This is a genomic window from bacterium (genome assembly GCA_022616075.1).
In the GTDB taxonomy this organism is placed as follows: Bacteria; Acidobacteriota; HRBIN11; order JAKEFK01; family JAKEFK01; genus JAKEFK01.
The window spans coordinates 1-17,564 of record JAKEFK010000290.1 but is presented as its reverse complement, the minus strand read 5'-3'; the positions used below and the strand labels follow the sequence as shown (position 1 = coordinate 17,564).

General features: G+C 49.0%; 13 protein-coding genes and 1 pseudogene. 7 read left to right on the top strand and 7 right to left on the bottom strand.

The window, feature by feature from the left end; genetic code table 11:
• The 4 genes from L0156_23530 to L0156_23515 form a co-directional block, all read right to left on the bottom strand.
• On the bottom strand, positions 1-572 hold a 572-nt coding region (locus L0156_23530; protein MCI0605969.1), incomplete at its 3' end, for an SWIM zinc finger family protein.
• A 37-nt stretch (positions 573-609) separates the two neighbouring features.
• On the bottom strand, positions 610-3,663 hold the full coding sequence (locus L0156_23525; protein ID MCI0605968.1) for a DEAD/DEAH box helicase: 3,054 nt from the start codon (positions 3,661-3,663) through the stop codon (positions 610-612).
• The gene (locus tag L0156_23520; GenBank protein ID MCI0605967.1) at positions 3,582-4,532 is read right to left on the bottom strand and encodes a L,D-transpeptidase; all 951 of its coding nucleotides are present in this window, start codon (positions 4,530-4,532) and stop codon (positions 3,582-3,584) included. The genes L0156_23525 and L0156_23520 overlap by 82 nt, the downstream gene beginning before the upstream one ends.
• Before the next feature lie 10 nt (positions 4,533-4,542).
• The gene (locus tag L0156_23515) at positions 4,543-4,728 is read right to left on the bottom strand and encodes a hypothetical protein (protein MCI0605966.1); all 186 of its coding nucleotides are present in this window, start codon (positions 4,726-4,728) and stop codon (positions 4,543-4,545) included.
• Between the two features lie 72 nt (positions 4,729-4,800).
• Here L0156_23515 and L0156_23510 point away from each other — a divergent pair, with 72 nt between their 5' ends.
• Together L0156_23510 and L0156_23505 are read left to right on the top strand one after the other, a co-directional pair.
• Positions 4,801-5,025 (top strand): AbrB/MazE/SpoVT family DNA-binding domain-containing protein, encoded by a 225-nt coding sequence (locus L0156_23510; protein MCI0605965.1) that lies wholly within the window; start codon positions 4,801-4,803, stop codon positions 5,023-5,025.
• On the top strand, positions 5,026-5,418 hold the full coding sequence (locus L0156_23505; protein MCI0605964.1) for a type II toxin-antitoxin system death-on-curing family toxin: 393 nt from the start codon (positions 5,026-5,028) through the stop codon (positions 5,416-5,418).
• On the opposite strand, the gene L0156_23500 is transcribed toward L0156_23505, so the two are convergent.
• Together L0156_23500 and L0156_23495 are read right to left on the bottom strand one after the other, a co-directional pair.
• Entirely contained in the window at positions 5,419-6,237 is an 819-nt protein-coding gene (locus L0156_23500) for a class I SAM-dependent methyltransferase (GenBank protein MCI0605963.1), read from the bottom strand.
• Between the two features lie 25 nt (positions 6,238-6,262).
• Entirely contained in the window at positions 6,263-6,796 is a 534-nt protein-coding gene (locus tag L0156_23495; protein MCI0605962.1) for a DUF4382 domain-containing protein, read from the bottom strand.
• Between the two features lie 148 nt (positions 6,797-6,944).
• Here L0156_23495 and L0156_23490 point away from each other — a divergent pair.
• The 4 genes and pseudogenes from L0156_23490 (at position 6,945) to L0156_23475 (ending at position 12,731) form a co-directional block, all read left to right on the top strand.
• Positions 6,945-8,591 (top strand): annotated as a pseudogene (locus L0156_23490) (D-aminoacylase).
• Between the two features lie 16 nt (positions 8,592-8,607).
• Positions 8,608-10,704, top strand: coding sequence for a TOMM precursor leader peptide-binding protein (locus L0156_23485; protein MCI0605961.1), 2,097 nt, complete (start codon positions 8,608-8,610; stop codon positions 10,702-10,704).
• Positions 10,705-10,763: 59 nt separating this feature from the next.
• The gene (locus tag L0156_23480; GenBank protein MCI0605960.1) at positions 10,764-11,027 is read left to right on the top strand and encodes a hypothetical protein; all 264 of its coding nucleotides are present in this window, start codon (positions 10,764-10,766) and stop codon (positions 11,025-11,027) included.
• 66 nt (positions 11,028-11,093) lie between these two features.
• A complete protein-coding gene (locus L0156_23475) occupies positions 11,094-12,731 on the top strand; it encodes a S53 family peptidase (GenBank protein MCI0605959.1) in 1,638 nt (545 codons plus the stop codon).
• Here the strand turns inward: L0156_23475 and L0156_23470 are convergent.
• Positions 12,726-15,245, bottom strand: coding sequence for a protein kinase (locus L0156_23470; GenBank protein ID MCI0605958.1), 2,520 nt, complete (start codon positions 15,243-15,245; stop codon positions 12,726-12,728). The two genes, L0156_23475 and L0156_23470, sit on opposite strands and share 6 nt — an antisense overlap.
• A gap of 94 nt (positions 15,246-15,339) precedes the next feature.
• Between L0156_23470 and L0156_23465 the strand changes: the two genes are divergently transcribed.
• On the top strand, positions 15,340-17,564 hold a 2,225-nt coding region (locus tag L0156_23465), incomplete at its 3' end, for an ABC transporter permease (protein MCI0605957.1).

Below are 17,564 nucleotides of genomic sequence, written 5' to 3'. Positions count from 1 at the left end.
TTGATTCCTCTCAAATGTAGCAACAAGAATGGATCTCTTTCCAGCTCTTCCGAGATCAAATAGTAGACTGCAGCAATGTGTTTGCAAGGATTTCCATCATCAGGACAACTACAGGATGCGTCCCGTCCTTCCAATTTGGTTGGAAACAAAGGAAAGTCGTACTTGCGAAAGAGATTCTCCACATCGGGATGCACTTCGCCGGTCAATAGCGTGGCAGAATATATGGGCTGAGTGTGCAGATCGTGAAGTATGTTCTCTTCAATCTCAGGTGGAAGTCGCTCCAAAATAATTTCCACCTCATACGGAGTATCGCGGGAACCCTGAACTGTCGCGGAAATCAAACCCGGCGCAAACTGGAGTTCTAGCACCTGCCCTTTTCTTGCGTACGATCGTCCGCGAGCAACTCGTTTTGCGGGACCAAATTTTTCAATTGCTTCAAGCCACCTTACTCCCCACCACTGATTGCCAAATTTTTTTGTCTGAGCTCTGATGCCGCCTTTAACTTTCTTCGGCGTAGTACGGCGAAACCGCCAGAAGTAGGGATCATCATCGTAGTCGTCAAAATTGTTCATAAGTTAAATACGCGGACGTTCCGTCCGCGCTACTTTGTTAAACCGCAACTGCATCTTTTCCCAATGTAATTAGAGACTTAATTTCAGATGTGGACAGTTCTGTTAACCATGCCTCGCCCGTTCCGATCACGTTATCTGCAAGTTGTTTCTTGGTTTCTAGAATTTGATCGATCCGCTCTTCCAGGGTTCCCACGCAAACAAACTTGTGGACCTGTACATTTTTCTTTTGCCCGATCCTGTAAGCGCGGTCTGTCGCCTGATCTTCGACCGCTGGGTTCCACCACCGGTCGAAATGAAATACATGATTTGCGCCTGTTAAATTCAAACCTGTTCCGCCCGCCTTCAAGGACAAAACGAAAAACGGAGGCCCGCCTTCCTCTAGATGAAAACGTTCGACCATCTCCTCCCTTTTCTTCCTCACAACTCCACCATGAAGGAACGCCGCCTCTTTTCCAAAATAGTTTTGCAAATGCGCGTGCAGAAGCTCTCCCATTTCCGAAAATTGAGTGAATAGCAGCGAGCGTTCGTTCAGTTCAAGAACTTCCTCCAGCATCTCTGTTAATCGCGCGAGCTTGCCGGATCTTCCCTGCAGCGGCGAACCGTCTCGCAGAAAATGCGCCGGATGATTGCAGATCTGCTTGAGCCTGGTGATTGCAGCAAGAACTTTTCCCTTACGCTCGATTCCTTCCAACTTGTCGATCTCACTTTCCAGCTCTCGCACGACCGCTGCATACAAACTCGCCTGCTCTTTTGTAAGATTGCAGAAAACTTTCATTTCCAGTTTCTTCGGAAGATCTGATATCACCTCCGGATCCGATTTCAAACGTCGCAAAACGAAAGGGCTCGTGATCCGTTTCAACTCTTCCATAGTTTCGGTGCTTCCATACTTATGAATCGGCACAAAATACTTTTTTGTGAATTCAGTTTTACTTCCGAGTAATCCCCGGTTTAGAAACTCCATAAGAGACCAGACTTCTCCCACATTGTTTTCCATCGGAGTCCCTGTGAGCGCAGCCCGGTAATCGGCTTGCAGGCTGCGCGCCGCACGTGCCTGCTTGGTTTCTGCATTCTTGATATTCTGCGCTTCGTCAAGAATCACGGCTCGCCATTGTATGTCCCGCATCGTTTCAAAATCACGAAGCAACAAAGCATAACTGCTGATGACAACGTTCGTGCGTTTCACCATTTTCTTAAATTCATCACCCTTCTTTCGGGTGAGGCCGTGATGCACTTCCACGTTTAATGAAGGAGCAAAGCGGGAAAGTTCCCGCTGCCAGTTGCCAACAACGGAAGTGGGACAGACAATCAAAACAGGCAGCGTCGCCGGTGTTTCGCCCGCATCCTTTAACAAAAGAGCGATCGTCTGTACAGTCTTCCCAAGCCCCATATCATCTGCAAGACAAGCCCCTATACCAAAGGTTTTCATGAAATAAAGCCACGATAGTCCTCGCTGCTGGTAGGGCCTCAATTCCCCTTGAAAGGAGTCCGGAACAGGAATCAATACATATTTTGAGTGCTCCCGGAAATTCAATAAGAAATCTGCAACCCAACCTTCCGCTTCCACTCCTTGCACCGGCAGCTCGCCGATCTGTTCCGTTCCCATACCAAGCTTCAGCAAATCGAAGAGACTTCCCGATTCTTTTTCCCTGGATTTCCAGAACTCCATTGCCGATGCAATCTCTTCAGGACGAATTGCAATCCATCTTCCGCGAAACTTCACAAGCGGTTGTTTTAATCTTGCGAGCGCCATGAGCTCTTTGTAAGTAATCTCCTGATCCCCGATCGCGAATTTCCAATCAAACTCAACCAGTACTTCGGAACCGACACCGGCAAAAGCTTTTGGCGTGGAACTTTTTGCCTTTGCTTTCAGACCAAGCCGGTGGGTGAAAATTCCTTTCTTGCGCGCCCACCATGAAGGAAGCAAAACGCCATAACCGACATCCTGCAGTATCCAGGCTTTCGTATCCAGAAATTCCCATGCCCCTTTCGAGTCTGTCCGGTAGCCTTCCGGAGCCTCACGATGCAGGCTCATCTGAATGTAAGGATCGATCCGGCCTGCCTGAGCAAGCTCCGTTAAGAGAATTTGCTTTGACCTTTCAAAATCTTCTTTCAGGACCTGCCTCGAGGATTTTTTTTGCTTCCACAGATGCGATGCCGGAATCATCAGGCTTGGATCATCGTGCCTTTGCAAAAAGTAACGAACGTACCAATAATCTTTTTTTGCTGTTGGTTCTTCCAGCCGAAACGCCACCCTGTATTTGAAATTCGCCAGAAGCAAAAGCGGCTCAGCCCAGGAACGAACGGCATTTCGGAGCGCAAGTATTTCCTCGCTTTTTCCTTCCATCCGCCCATCGGGCTGCTGCAGAGCGGCGAGCCATCGATCAGGTGGAGTAGACCTGGATTGCGACGATTCCGTTCCTTCACGAATGTTTTGATTGAGGAAACTGGCAACAAATTCGTGTAAAAGATGCTCTGATGAGATTCCATCGCCGAATGCGCGAATAAAAGGCGGCATGGAACGCGCTAATTCCTGAAAGTGGACCAGATCCTCGCCTGTAAGAACAGGAATCCAGCCTGCTTCTCCATTCTCAAACAGCCAGGGCAAGAACTTTTGATGGAACATTAACCGCTTTACGAAGCGCAACGCCTGAGACCAGTAAAGGACATCATCACCATAAAAGAGGCCATCATCGATTTTGCTTTCATCGATTTGCAAGAATTCCGTTGCAATTCCGCGCGGAATCTTTGCAGCGGGAATCGTCCATTCTGAAAGAGTGGCGCCATCCTTAACAAACTCTCCAAAAATTGTAGAAGAGGGAATTGCTTTTCCGCGGTGCACCGGAAATTTCGCATTCAGCGTATGTAGTTGTGCTGATCTGACGCTGATTCGTGCAAGCACTTCGAGGAGTCGTTGCTGATCAAGAGCGTATGGCCAATGCGCATGTTCGCCGGCTTCAGTCTCGCCCCACACAAACAAGTTTCGTTCTACAAGAGCGAGATGAAGGAAAATCACTTTATAAAGTGGACTTCGGTTCCCGGCTCCACCATCGTCGAAAGCCGGAAAACATCCCAGTTCGTCAATCGGATGCAACCATTGGATGCAGTATGCCCCACCTTCTCAGGCGCAGAAGTTCCATGCAAGCCGTAATGATCCAGACTTAGATCGATCCAGACAATGCCTACGGGATTGTTTGGCCCGGGTGGAATCAAACCACCTTTGTGTTTCTTGTTCGGCCGCGAAAAAAGTTTGGGATTGTAATGGAAATATGGATAGTCTTCAATTTTGACAACTTCCCATTTGCCCAAAGGAAGTGGCGCGAGATTGTCCCCCTGTGTGACAGGAGCGTACATGATTACTTCTCCCTCATCATTGCGCACGAAAAGGTCCGAATTCTTTTTTGAAACAAACACGGTAACATCCCCGACATCCGTGTAGCTGTGGAACATATCATCGAGCGAAGTAATACTGGGAACAATAATTTTCTCGTTGACCTTGAACTTCGCGCGCGGATTCCACTTACGTAGAACAACCGGGTTCACATGAAACGATTCGCTGAGCAGTTCAATCACCGATGTATATTCCATCCGGGCCAGCTTGGTTTGTGCCTGCAAATCTTTTGGAAACTTCGGTATGAACGGACCCGCAACGTCCCGCTCCAGGATCGCGTGATACTTGAGCAGCGGTTGTTCCGGACTTCGATCTAAAAGTTTTAGAGTCAAGCTGTCCGGTTTTCCAGTCGGCTTCAAATTGTTGAACTTCTGAAACGCAGACAGTGCTTTTCTTGTATTGACTCCAAACCGCCCATCGATCTCTCCTGGCGAATAACCGGACCTGTCCAGCAGGATCTGAAGTTTCAGATTGGAGGAAAGCTTCACAAGAATGGGAGGGTCTTCTGCAATGCAAAGATTGCAAAACACAAAAATGAAAACGACGACGGCGCTAATCCTTCGATCAGTCATCCTGCATAATTTATTCTTGCGGAGCCGCTTCTCCAGTCTCTTCCGCTGCTTTTATTTCATCCTGACGCCCGTCTTCCACTTTTTTCTTTACACGGTCTTTGGCATCAATGACTTCTTCTGCGGGCTTGTTTGTGTTGCAACCCCAGGCAAAGGATAAAAACGCGGAAAGCGCAAATAACGAAATTATTTTCTTCAAAATCGTATCCTCCATCAATGATTGTACCAGAACGTGTATTCATAACTCGTTAAGTTTTGTTACACTAAATTCATGCTCAAAACGAAACTTCGTAGAGTCGGCAACAGTTTTAGCGTCACTCTTCCCAAAAGTATTGTGGAGGATCTCCATCTGGTCGAAGGAGAAGACTTAAACATCATTCAAACCACAGAAGGAATTCTGATGAGTCCCTACGACGTGGAATTCAACGATTGGATCAAAGCTTACGAGAAATCAAACAGCAAATTTAGATACGCATTAAAAAAACTTACCGTGTAAATGGCAATCAAATTTATTCCCTTGCAGCTCGTTCCTCTGTTGCATTCGGATCTGGTCACGCGATTCGGCGGATCTCCAGCTATTCGGGACCGCAATTCACTTGAATATGCACTTTCCCAACCGAAGGCCAAATTTGACGGGAAATACGTGCATCAAACAATTTTTGCAAAAGCAGCCGCCTACGGATTCCACATCGCACGCAATCTTCCTTATGTGGATGGGAACAGAAGACTGGCCCTTGTTTTAATGGACATTTTTCTGCAACTGAACGGACGGAATCTCGCGGCGCCCGAACAGGATGCTTACGCGATCATGATGAAGCTTTCCGCGGGACGTCTCTCAAAATCCGAGCTGGCCGCCTGGCTGAAAAGCAACTGCACACACATCAAGTGATCAAGGAGTATTCGCCCTCGCCGTAAAGACCAGAGCCTGCATCGGGCATGTAAAAGGACGATCTCCACCAATTCGAACAAGAGCCTCTGTGACGGCTGAAATAATGGGATCAAACTGCAATCCGCGTTCTTGAATGGCGGTGTTCACAGGGTTGCCGCGAACCAAACCTGTTGCAAATGATTCCGCAGAATCGCTCCTGGCTTCCATCGAAACCTTATTCACTTCAATCTTCCCGAATCCGTTTTCCTTCAGCAAGTTGATCCACATTTCCGCATCAGAGAAACCGAAGGGAATCTTGTAGAAGTTGGGTGGATCGTAATCGAAAAACACTGTTACCGCTTCGTCAGCAATTCTGCCAAATGGATTTTCTGCGTGGCTGTCCCATACATTGAATGCAAACAAACCGCCATCTTTCAGGACTCGTTCAGCCTCACGAATGGCAAGCGACTTATCTGGAAGAAACATCATTCCAAACTGGCATACAACAGCGGCAAAGACCCGGTCTGAAAAAGGAAGAGCTGACGCATCCGCCTGTTTCCATTCGACTTCAGAAGCGAGGCCTGGTTTCGCGAATGCTTGATCGATCATGGCCTGATTCAAATCGGTAGAGATGATCTGCGCGGTGTTCAGGAGTTTTGCGCGAAGCTGCCGCGTCAGAATTCCTGTCCCGCACGCAGTCTCTAGAACCGGCCCATCTGGAACGACAGCAGCAACACGCTGCGCCAGATCCCCGGCATACGGTTCAAAAATGACCGGTCCCAAATGACGGTCATAGAATTCAGGAATGTTTCCTTCAAACTTGACGTTTTTGTCTGTCATTCTCTCAACGTAGCACTGAAACGATTTAATCCTCCGAACCGTTTACGGAAACCGGATGGATTACGGGACGCAAATTGCAACTGGTATTCTTTCCTGTTTTGACAACATGAACGGATTTTTCAGCATCGAAATCCAGAAGAATGCTGGTCTCGTTCCCTGCCTCAATGTCGAAGTTGACAGGAATGTGAATCTTACCGCTTGGCACTTTCAGCTCGCAACGTTCATCGTTTGCATCAATGATATGACCCTCAGAAACGAAAAAGCGGATCCCGGTGTATTTCCCTTCCTCCAGTGGAGCAGCTTCCAGCAGCGTTTGTCTGCCTTCTAAGGTAAGCAGATCAATCGAGTCAGCCGAGCTAGCAAAGTTTATCCATGCTCCACCTGTTTTGTGAACTTCGATATCTGTAATCGTAACCCAGACTTCCTTTAAGTCCACAGGTTGATCCGTTAGAAACACCCGGAGATTTCCACGCCTGCTGCCGGTCGGATCGTCAACGTCGTTGCTGGAGCAGGCTGCAAAAAACAGTGTCAATGTTAGGACTACTAAAACTAACTTCATTGTAAACCTTCCTTAAAGGAAAATAAGACTGAAGATGGGCATGGGCAAGCTTAAACGAAGTAGTGCGGGCGTCCCGCCTGCATTAGCTCCGCAGACGAGACGTCCGCGCTACTTTGTTTAGATGCTTTTCGTTATAAATTGAATACTTATGCGATTCTTCATTATGATTTTTACATTGTCAGCGTCCCTTTCATTCGCTGACTCATTCGACGTGCTCATCCGGAACGGTACTATCTACGATGGAAATGGCGGCGAAGGTAAACGCGTGGATCTGGGCATGCGTGGCGACAAGATCGTCGCCATCGGGTCTCTGCAGGATTCAAGTGCGAAAACCGAGATTGATGCATCAGGACTCGCGGTTGCTCCAGGCTTTATCAACATGTTGAGCTGGGCAGCGGACACTTTGCTAGCCGATGGTCATTCACAGAGTGACATTCGCCAGGGTGTCACTCTGGAAATTTTCGGGGAAGGACTTTCCATGGGCCCGTTGAATGATGCGATGAAAAAAGAAATGGTGGAACAGCAGGGGGACGTGAAATTCGATATTCGGTGGACAAAATTATCCGAGTATTTGAATTACGTCACACGCAAAGGAGTTTCCACCAATGCTGCTTCTTTCGTCGGTGCAACAACGGTGCGGATTCACGTACTCGGTTATGCGGACCGCGCTCCCTCTACTACGGAATTAGAAGCAATGAAAGCTCTAGTGCGCCAGGCGATGAAAGAGGGCGCGCTGGGAGTCGGCACTTCTCTGATTTACGCTCCCGCTTCTTTCGCAAAAACGGAGGAATTGATCGAGCTGGCGCGGGTGGCCGGTGATTATGGAGGTATCTACATTTCCCACATCCGCGGCGAAGGAGCAAGTTTGCTGGAAGCAGTGGATGAGCTGATCCAAATCTCCCGCGAAGCGAAAGTACCCGCTGAAATCTATCATCTCAAAGCGGCCGGCTCACCCAACTGGCAGAAAATGGATGCAGTCATCCAGAAAGTAGAAGCCGCACAGAAGGAAGGATTGCGAATCACCGCGGACATGTACTTGTACGCTGCAGTTCCACTGGATTAGACGCTGCAATGCCCACATGGGTTCAGGAAGGCGGGTTAAAAGCCTGGATCGGTCGTTTGAAGGATCCCGAGGTTCGTGAACAATTGCGAAAAGAGATGCCTGAAGAATGGAATAAAGCAGGTCGCTCAGCGGAAAAAACTTTGCTCATATCATTTAAAAACGAGCGGTTAAAAAAGCTCACAGGCAAAACTCTGGCGGAAGTTGCAAAGGAACGAAAACAATCGCCGCTGGATACAGCCATGGATCTGGTGATAGAAGATGGAAGCCGTGTGGGCGTTGTTTATTTCTCCATGTCCGAAGAAAACATTAAGAAGGGGGTGAAGCTACCCTGGGTGAGTTTCGGTTCGGATGCAGAATCCATCAAACCGCAAGGAGTCTTCATCAAGTCCAATGTACATCCACGTGCTTACGGCAATTTTGCGCGTTTGCTTGGCCGTTACGTGCGGGAAGAGAAACTTATTTCGTTGCCGGAAGCGATCCGGCGCTTGACCTCCTTCCCCGCTAAGAATCTCAACCTGGACCGGCGTGATGCTCAAGTCCGGGTATTTTGCGGACGTCGTTGTGTTCAATCCCGATACGATTACGGACCATGCAACGTTTGAAAAACCGCATCAGTACTCAACCGGAGTGCAGCATGTCTTCGTAAATGGTACAGCCGTGTTGAAGAACGGCGAACACACGGGCGCAACTCCGGGACGTGTGCTGCGGTCGAAAGGAAAAAGAGTAAAATAGTCGCTCTGCCGGCAGGATGCCGGCGTTACAAAGCCACGTGACTCGAATTCCCAGGTTCAAAAGCCATCTTAATGTTCGAATCAGTCCACCCGATCTCGTTTTTTTTCTGCAGGAATCCGGTTATCGCGCGATCCAAGGTCGCCTACCCTACCTGATTGCTCCGTTGATCGATGGAAAAAGATCCGTTTCCCAAATCGCGACTCTACTGAATGGAAAGGTTAGCGCTGAGGAGGTTGAATGGGGGATTTTATTACTGGAAGCGGAAGGCCACGTGATCAGAACAAAACACGGTTCACACTTCAGCGCTCAGAACAACGAAGTCCAAGTCGTTTGTTTTGGTAATCTGCCGCTCCAAAGGGCCGAATCCATTTTGAGTGGCATAGGCTTTCGGATTTCTGCGAATGCAAAGTTCAGTGTTGTTCTGGTAGATGACTATCTATGCGAAGATCTGGAAGAATTCAATCGAAACGCCATCCTGACTGGCAAACAATGGTTGATTGCAAAACCTGTGGGCCAGATTTTATGGATTGGCCCTCTCTTTTCGTCTCCTCGCACTGGATGTTGGAGATGTTTAGCAGAACGACTCAAAGAGAAACATCGTGTGGAAAATTTCCTGAGACAACACGGTGAGGAATTTGTCCAGCATGAGGCTCCTCCTGTTTCTCTTTTGGCTTTTGATATCGCTTTGAACCTCGCGTCGCTTGAAATACTGAAAAAGGAAATCGATAACAGACTCCTGACATTCGATGTACCGAACAGCAAGCTGGAAAAACATTCTGTGGCGCGACGTGCTGATTGCATCGATTGCGGAGTTCCCACTCAAAAATTTCCATCGCCAATCGTTCTAAAGAAACACAAGGATCGCACACCTTCTATTGAACAGACTTTCCAAAAATACGAACGCCACATCAGTTTTCGAACCGGTATAGTGGACCAGATGCAATCCTATTCAAACGGCTTGATCCATTCTGTGGCTGCCGATCATCTGTTTGTGCAGGACCTCCCCAAAAAGGATCTATTGCAAAAAGGTCTGACCCATAAAAGCTGGGGCAAAGGAAGAACGCTTCAACAGGCAAAAACTGGAGCTCTTTGCGAAGCGCTCGAACGGTATTCCGGTTTGTTTCGTGGAAACGAATTCCGAATCAGAAAAAGTTACAACGAGATTCGTGACAAAGCGATTCCCGTTAACAACTGCGCCAACTTCAGTGACGAGCAATTCAAGAATCGTGAGAAATGGAACCGGTTGCGCTCAGATCATGATTGGATTCCTGTGCCATTGGATCCGCGAAAGGAAATCGAATGGACACCCGTTTGGTCCTTAACCAGCAAAATCTTCAAATATCTTCCCACGGCCTATTGTTATTACGGATATCGTTTGCCGTCCGATCATTATTTTTGCCGAGCCGATTCGAACGGAAACGCAGCGGGCAATACACTGGACGAAGCGATCCTGAATGGATTCCTCGAAATAGTCGAACGCGATTCTGCTGCATTGTGGTGGTACAACCGCGCTGATAGACCTGCGGTCGACCTGGAGAGTTTCGATCAGCCTTATATTCATGAGCTTCGGAATTCCTATTCAGATAACAGGCGGGACCTCTGGGTGCTTGACATAACGAGCGACTTCGAAATCCCGTGCTTTGTTGCGCTTTCAGCAACGAAAGAAAGCGTCAGGCCGGAGTTCTTCCTTGGTCTGGGAGCTCATTTCGATCCATTGATTGCCTTGACGCGCGCACTTACAGAAATGAATCAACTGCTTTTGATCCGGTTGTACGGCGGCCGCAAAGAATCAACCTGGCGAAAAATTGCGGATGAGTCTTACCTGAGACCGAATCCGGCACTGCCTCAGAAAGCATTCAAGAATTATCCACGAGTCAATGGTGACGTCAAAACTTGCATCAGGCTTGCAAGACAACGTGGTTTAGAAATTCTTGTACTGGACCAAACAAGGCCGGACGTAGAACTTCCTGTAGCAAAAACGATCGTGCCCGGAATGAGGCAGGCCTGGGCACGATTTGCCAAAGGAAGGTTATATGATGTTCCCGTTCAGCTAGGATGGTTGCAGAAACCCTTAAAGGAAAATCAATTGAACCGGAACCGGTTCTTGATTTAACATGGTTTGGACAAAAACCGCGGGCGGGACGCCCGCGATACTAGAAGGAGATAAACTGAATGCCAACGAAAGCAAAAGCGAGTAAATCAAAAAAGAGCAAAGGAACGAAATCCGGGAAAGATGTGGCGGCCTTTGTTGATCATCTTCATAAGGACAAGAAAGCGCGCGCAATACTAAAGAAAGGCTGGGACGATGTTGTGAAGGCCGGCAAGAAAAAAGGATTCAAATTTACAAAGCAAGAATTGCACGATCATTTGAAAAAACGATATAACGTTAAAAGTCTTAACGAAGGAGACGAACCGGACACCTGCGTCTGTATATAGATTCTGGAGGGCGGGCCTCCGTGCCCGCCCATTCGCGGGCAGGGCGCCCGCGCTCCCAAATAGTACATGAAACTTCAAAATAGCGGGCCAGGCCATCCGTTTGGCTCGCGGAAGTTGCGGACAAAGCTGGCCGGCGACGAAATCATTTCGGTTACACTCGTTGTTCGGCCGGCATCCTCGAACAGTTCCAGGCAGAATGCGATCAAGCAGCTTGCCAATCAATCGCCGAGACTGCAAAAACATCTGGAAACCGGGGAATTCGTAAAGCGTCACGGAGCTCGACCAAAAGATCTGTCTACAATCGAAAAATTGGCGAAAAGGAATCACCTGCGTGTGATCGAAGCAAACAGAGCAGGCAGGTCCGTTATTCTTTCCGGAACCCTGCGCGCCATCGGCAAAGCGTTTCAGGTTGAGTTTGCGCTGCATCGTTATGAAGGCCGGACGTATCGCTCGCATCAAAGCGAAATTCTGATTCCACCTTCACTTGATGGAATTGTGCAAGCTGTTCTCGGTCTGGAGAATCGCGCGTTGATGAGGCATCACGCATTTATGCATGCGGCTCACGCAACGCAACCAATGGATCCTGAGGAAGTGGTGAAGACTTACGATTTTCCCGCTAAGGCCGACGGGAAAGGCCAGCGCATCGCGATCATAGAATTGGGGGGCGGCTACTATGACAGCGATATGAAGGAGTACTTCAGAAAGCTGAATCTGAACGTGCCTGAAATACACACGATTGAAATCGACGATCAACGCAACGATCCTGCGTCAAAGGATCTGATCAAAGAAATCCTGGATGCGATGGGCGCTACAAATGACACAAACGCAGCAGCAATAGATCCAACTGCTGCTGCCAAAGCGCTCTGGACCATCGAGTCAACTCTGGATATTCAGTTAGCGGGATCGTTTGCGAATGGAGCCAGCATTGTTGTTTACTTCGCTCCAAACAATGCCCAGGGAAAGTATCATGCGCTCACTTCTGCGCTGCACAACAAGCAATATCCACCGACAATCATTTCCTGCAGCTGGGGAGCTGTGGAAGAAAATCTGACTCCCGATTTTATGCAATCGATCGATCAAGTTTTTCAAGACGCAGCTTTAAAGGGAGTAACCATTTGTTTTTCGTCAGGAGATCGCGGCGAGGATTCTGGCAAGAATGGTTCGCCGCGTGTGCACTTTCCCGCTTCGAGTCCCAACGTACTCGCCTGCGGAGGGACTCACTGGATCGAGCCGGAAAAAAGGTTGAAAGAAGTTGTCTGGAGCGAACAGCTGCCAAAACTCCTCGCTCAAAGCGGCGGAGGTGTAAGCAAAACTTTTGCGACGCCTGAGTGGCAATCATCTGCCGGTGTGAAATCGAAAACAGCTCAAGAAGGCCGGGGTGTGCCTGATGTCGCAGGGAAAGCCGATATGGCAACCGGCTATGAAATGATGGTAGGCGGATACGGCGTAGCCATGGGTGGCACAAGCTCCGTTGTTCCAATGTGGGCCGGATTGATCGCCCGGCTCAATCAGGAGCTGGGAAAAAATATCGGTTATCTCACTCCATTTCTCTACGGGAAGGAATGCGCAGAAGCGCTGTCCGACATTATCGAAGGGAACAACGGGACGCACTATCAAGCTTGTCCCGGATGGGATGCGTGCACCGGGCTGGGCACACCTCGTGGCAACAAACTGTTAGCTGCTCTTAAGAAACGCTCGTTATAAGAGCTTACGCATTTCTGCAAGCGGCTTTTCAAGATACGAAGGAAGTTCGTTGAGCCCGCGCGCTTCCTCTAAAATCGAAATCATTTCCTCAAATTCCTTTCGCGAGCGTGCAACGATTGTCTTAAACTGCGGATCCTTTCTTATCGTTTCCAGCTCCGGACTGAGGATTAGCCAATCATAAGGTTCAAAGATTCCGTTTTCCGCGCGCAAAGAAAGAGTTTCCAGAGTTGCGGCAGTTGTATCATGTTTCGCTTGTAGTCCAATCACATTACCGGTAATGATTTCCCATCGCGGAAACGGTGGGGCTTGACCACGCGCTGCGTTCACGAGCCTTTGAAGCGCAGCAGAAGCTTGCTCTTTGCTCTTCCTGCCGGTGCTCTTCTCAAAATCAAGCCAGTCCCGAGCAAACTCTACCCATCCGGGATGCAGTCGTCTTTCAGCAACATTTTTTTCCAGCTGTGTCATCAATTTTTCCGCGTCTTCATATTGAAGGTTTCGCAAGAGTACCCACACTTTCATCAGCTCACCCATCGGCATTTCGTGCTCCATGCCCAGGACCTGCTCGATCAGTTTTAGCGCTTCTTTTGGTTTTCCTTGCCTCGAAATTATCCCCGCCCGGAAGAGCAATGAGGTCAAATGAAGTGGCTCCTGGCGGGTTCCTTCGCGCGAGGCTTCAACCGCTAAAACGAAAGAGTTCCTGGCCAGAGCTACACTAAGCACATGATGGCTGTAGCCCATTTGACTCGCGTAGATTGCCGCCTTCAAAGAATACTCAACCTTCTTGCGGCTATCGCTGTTGGGTCGCATTTCCTCAGCGACACTCAAAACCTGCCATGCCTCGCCACAGCGGTGATCGAGTTTCAACGCCTGGTAAGCCCATTTGTCGATCTCTGGAAGGACTTCCCGAAGTGGCGCACCCGATTCGAGCTTTGCGACGTAGACCCTGGCAATCGCGGCGGCTGCGCGCGCATTGGTCGGATCCAATTTTAGAGCGTGTTGCAGATCTGGAAGAGCGCTATCAAAATCTTCTTTTCGCTTCAGATTTATGTAGGAACGCATATGAAAGAGTCCGCGTTGGAAAACGAGCTCCGCATTGGTACTTCGCTCTTCGCCGGCTACCGCTGGAATCGGAGATGCCGATGGATATAGCGCGCTGCGCAAACCGTCCGCGGCACTATGGACCAGCTCCAGATAATTTTCCCTGAGGCCATTGTAATCACGACTCCATAACAGGCGTCGTGTACGCGCTTCAATCAACTGCACGTTCAATACAAAACGCCCCTGATCAGCAGTTACAGAACTGGCTATCAAAGCTTCGACTCCGTATGCATTTGCCAGCCTGGTAAAATCACCATCCAGCCGTTCCATTTCAACATTTGTTGGTGGCAGTTTTGTGTCCAGCCCTTGAACTTGTGAGAGATGAGTTGAGAGCGCGTTTGGGATTGCATCGGATAGAAACAGGTTCTCTTCACTCGCATAAACCTTACTGGGCAGCGCAACGATCGAATGGATGTTCAGTGCCGCATTCTGAACCGGCTTAGATTTTTTCAAACCGCTGATAAAGAGAACCAGCGAAAGACCAATCAGAAGAACAGCAGGAATTCCCGCATACAATGCGATCTTGCGCAAGTGGATGCGCTTGCGACGAGGCCGGGCGGTGCTTTCAATTTCTGGAACCATGGATGGTGTTGCAAGACGACGCAAATCCGTTTGCAAGTCTTCAGCAGATTGATAACGACTGTCCGGATTCTTCTCGAGACATTTCAGAATGATTTCCTGAAGCCGCGGAGATAGTTCCTGCCGGATCTGGATGGGAGGGGGTGGAGGTTTGTGCAGGATCGCGTCTACCAACGAAATTGGTTGAGTCTCTGTATGAGGCCGTTGTCCTGTAGCCATTTCGTATAAAGTCGATCCAAAAGAATAGATATCACTGCGGGCATCCAGCGGCTCAGCTTTTAATTGTTCCGGCGACATGTAAGGAACAGTGCCGATCACGAGATTTGTTTCTGTGGTGAGGAAAGCGACATGTTTATCGTCAGGCGGCTGCAGCATCTTCGCAAGTCCAAAATCCAAGACCTTAACTTGACCTTTCGGAGTTACTATGATGTTGCTCGGTTTTAGATCTCTGTGGACAACGCCCATGTGATGCGCTTCTTCCAGCGCCGCCGCAATCTGCATCGACAATTGCACGATTTCCTTTTCGGATAAACGCCGAGTCGATAACATTTCGTGCAAAGTGGTGCCTACGATGTATTCCATCACGAGGAAATCGAGGCCTTCTTGCGTATCGAAGTCCAGAATTGTTGCGATATTGGGATGGTTCAACCTGGAAAGGACCAGGGCTTCTTTACGGAACCGTTTGCGGCTTGAATCGTCCTCCAGGGCCCGAGCCGTCAAAACCTTCAGCGCCACATCACGATCGAGACGCTCATCCCGGGCCCGATAGACATCGCCCCATCCACCCCCACCAATTTTTTCGTAGATTTGATAGCGCCCCAGTGTCCTGCCGATCATCAGCCCTGCATTTTATCACGCACGTTATTCAAACCAGCAACCTTCTACTAATCAGGTAAGTCTATTTACAAAGTAAAGCGGAGGTACGTCCAAAATGAGCTTGAAGCAAGATTTGCGGTATGGATTTCGCATGTTTTCAAGAACACCGGGTTGGAGCGCTGTCATAGTGCTCTCTCTTGCGCTGGGAATCGGCGCCAATTCAGCGATCTTCAGTCTGGTGAACGCACTTTTGATTCGGCCTCTACCTTATAACGATCCGGAAAAACTTGTCATGGTTTGGGAAGAAGCTTCCTTTGTCGGCTTTCCACAAAATACGCCGGCTCCGGCAAACTACGCGGATTGGAATTCTCAGAATCATGTTTTTACTGGCATGGCTGCAGTTGCAACCCAAAGTTTCAATCTTACTGGATCCGGAGAGCCGATCCGGTTGGAAGCCTACGAAGTGACCGGAAACTTCTTCCCGTTGCTCGGAGTCCGACCTGTCCAGGGACGCGTGTTTCTTCCTGCAGAGGATTCGCCGAAGGCGAATCCGGTCGCAGTAATCAGTCATAGTTTATGGCAAGACCGTTTCGCAAAAAGCCCGGAAATCATCGGCAAAGAAATCTTGCTCAACAACGTTCGTCACACAGTGGTCGGCGTGATGCCGAAAGGATTTCAATTTCTGGATCCAGAGGTGCAAGTTTGGGTACCGATTGCTTTTACTCCTGAACAAATATCGAACCGAACTGGACATTACCTTCAAGTCATCGGGCGTTTGAAAGAAGGTGTAAGCCTGACAAAAGCGCAAGCGGAAATGAAAACAATCATGAGCAGAATAGCAGTGGAACATCCAGATGAAGCAGGACAACTGGGAATCACAGTGGTTCCCCTGCGCGAACAGCTGCTGGGAACAACGCACACTCAGCTGATCCTCCTTTCGCTTGCGGTGGGTTTCGTACTTTTGATTGCATGCGGCAACATCGCAAACCTGTTACTTTCAGCCGGCATATCCCGAACGAAGGAGATAGCCGTTCGCGCCGCATTAGGGGCGGACAGAAAACGTCTCGTCCGGCAATTGTTGATAGAAAGCTTGATGCTTTCGGCTGCCGGGGGAATTTTGGGTCTGGTTTTCAGCGCTCTTTCGTTTTCATTTCTAAAACAACTCATACCACAGGGGTTAAGCTTATCGATCGATCTGACACTCGATTCACGTATCTTGCTCTTCACTGGTCTTGTCTCAGTCCTGACCGGATTGTTGTTCGGACTGGCGCCATCGATGCAGGCGGCAAGATCAAATTTAAATGATGCTCTCAAAGCAGGCGGTGCACGCACCGGTGTGGGATACGGAACCAGATTTCGCAATGTAATGGTTGTTGCGGAAACGGCACTCGCGTTGGTCCTTCTGGTGGGTTCAGCCCTCCTGGTTCAAACGATTTACAAACTGCGAACACAGGATGTAGGCTTCCATCCTCAAAACGTCGTTCGTCTGGAAACAAGGTTGCCGCGCCAGCAGTACGACACACTTGAAAAACGCGCTCAATTTTATGATCTCGTGCTGGAGCGAGTGGAGTCGCTGCCCGATGTCGTGTCCGCGGGATACTCAACCGCCGTTCCACTGGATTGGAAAGGCGGAACGAGTGGCTATCAGTGGGAAGGACAAACTCTTCGTAGGAGTGAGATTTTGGACGCGAATCACCGCGAAGTGAGTACACATTTATTGCAAACTCTGGGCATTTCACTTGTTAGAGGACGCTACTTTGACGGCACAGAAACTTCCAGCTCCATGCCGGTTGCAATCATCAATGAAGCGATGGCGGCGACGTATCCGTCCAACACGAGTCCCATCGGAAAACGCTTTTACGGGGATTCACGGTGGTTTACCGTAATCGGCATTGTTCGAAATATTCGCAATATGGGATTACAAGCCGAACCCAAAGCCGAGATGTATTTTCCAGCTCGCCAGGCAAACTTTAGGCATGCGTTCTATGCGCCAAAAGAATTACTGATTCGCACCAAACCTGATGCTAAAAGTGTTTTACCTGAAGTGCGTCAGATCATTCGTTCCATAGACCCGGGCCTTCCTATATCCCATGTCATGACGCTCGAGTTTGTTCTGGGTAGAGAAATTACAGACCGGCGGATTACAATGGTTTTGCTCGTGACATTCGGCCTTCTTGCTTTGCTCTTGGCATCAACCGGGATTTATGGAGTCCTTTCTTATTTTGTCAATCAACAAATTCCGGAAATCGGTGTGCGTTTGGCTCTTGGCGCGGAGCCGGCATCCATTTTGATGTTGATCATGAAAAGAGGACTTTCCCTGGCGGTGCTCGGAATTGTACT

Coding starts and splice junctions, on each gene's coding strand:
- L0156_23520 (MCI0605967.1), bottom strand. CDS start 4,532: ATGACTGATCGAAGGATTAGCGCCGTCGTCGTTTTCATTTTTGTGTTT.
- L0156_23510 (MCI0605965.1), top strand. CDS start 4,801: ATGCTCAAAACGAAACTTCGTAGAGTCGGCAACAGTTTTAGCGTCACT.
- L0156_23505 (MCI0605964.1), top strand. CDS start 5,026: ATGGCAATCAAATTTATTCCCTTGCAGCTCGTTCCTCTGTTGCATTCG.
- L0156_23500 (MCI0605963.1), bottom strand. CDS start 6,237: ATGACAGACAAAAACGTCAAGTTTGAAGGAAACATTCCTGAATTCTAT.
- L0156_23495 (MCI0605962.1), bottom strand. CDS start 6,796: ATGAAGTTAGTTTTAGTAGTCCTAACATTGACACTGTTTTTTGCAGCC.
- L0156_23485 (MCI0605961.1), top strand. CDS start 8,608: ATGCCGGCGTTACAAAGCCACGTGACTCGAATTCCCAGGTTCAAAAGC.
- L0156_23480 (MCI0605960.1), top strand. CDS start 10,764: ATGCCAACGAAAGCAAAAGCGAGTAAATCAAAAAAGAGCAAAGGAACG.
- L0156_23475 (MCI0605959.1), top strand. CDS start 11,094: ATGAAACTTCAAAATAGCGGGCCAGGCCATCCGTTTGGCTCGCGGAAG.
- L0156_23470 (MCI0605958.1), bottom strand. CDS start 15,245: ATGATCGGCAGGACACTGGGGCGCTATCAAATCTACGAAAAAATTGGT.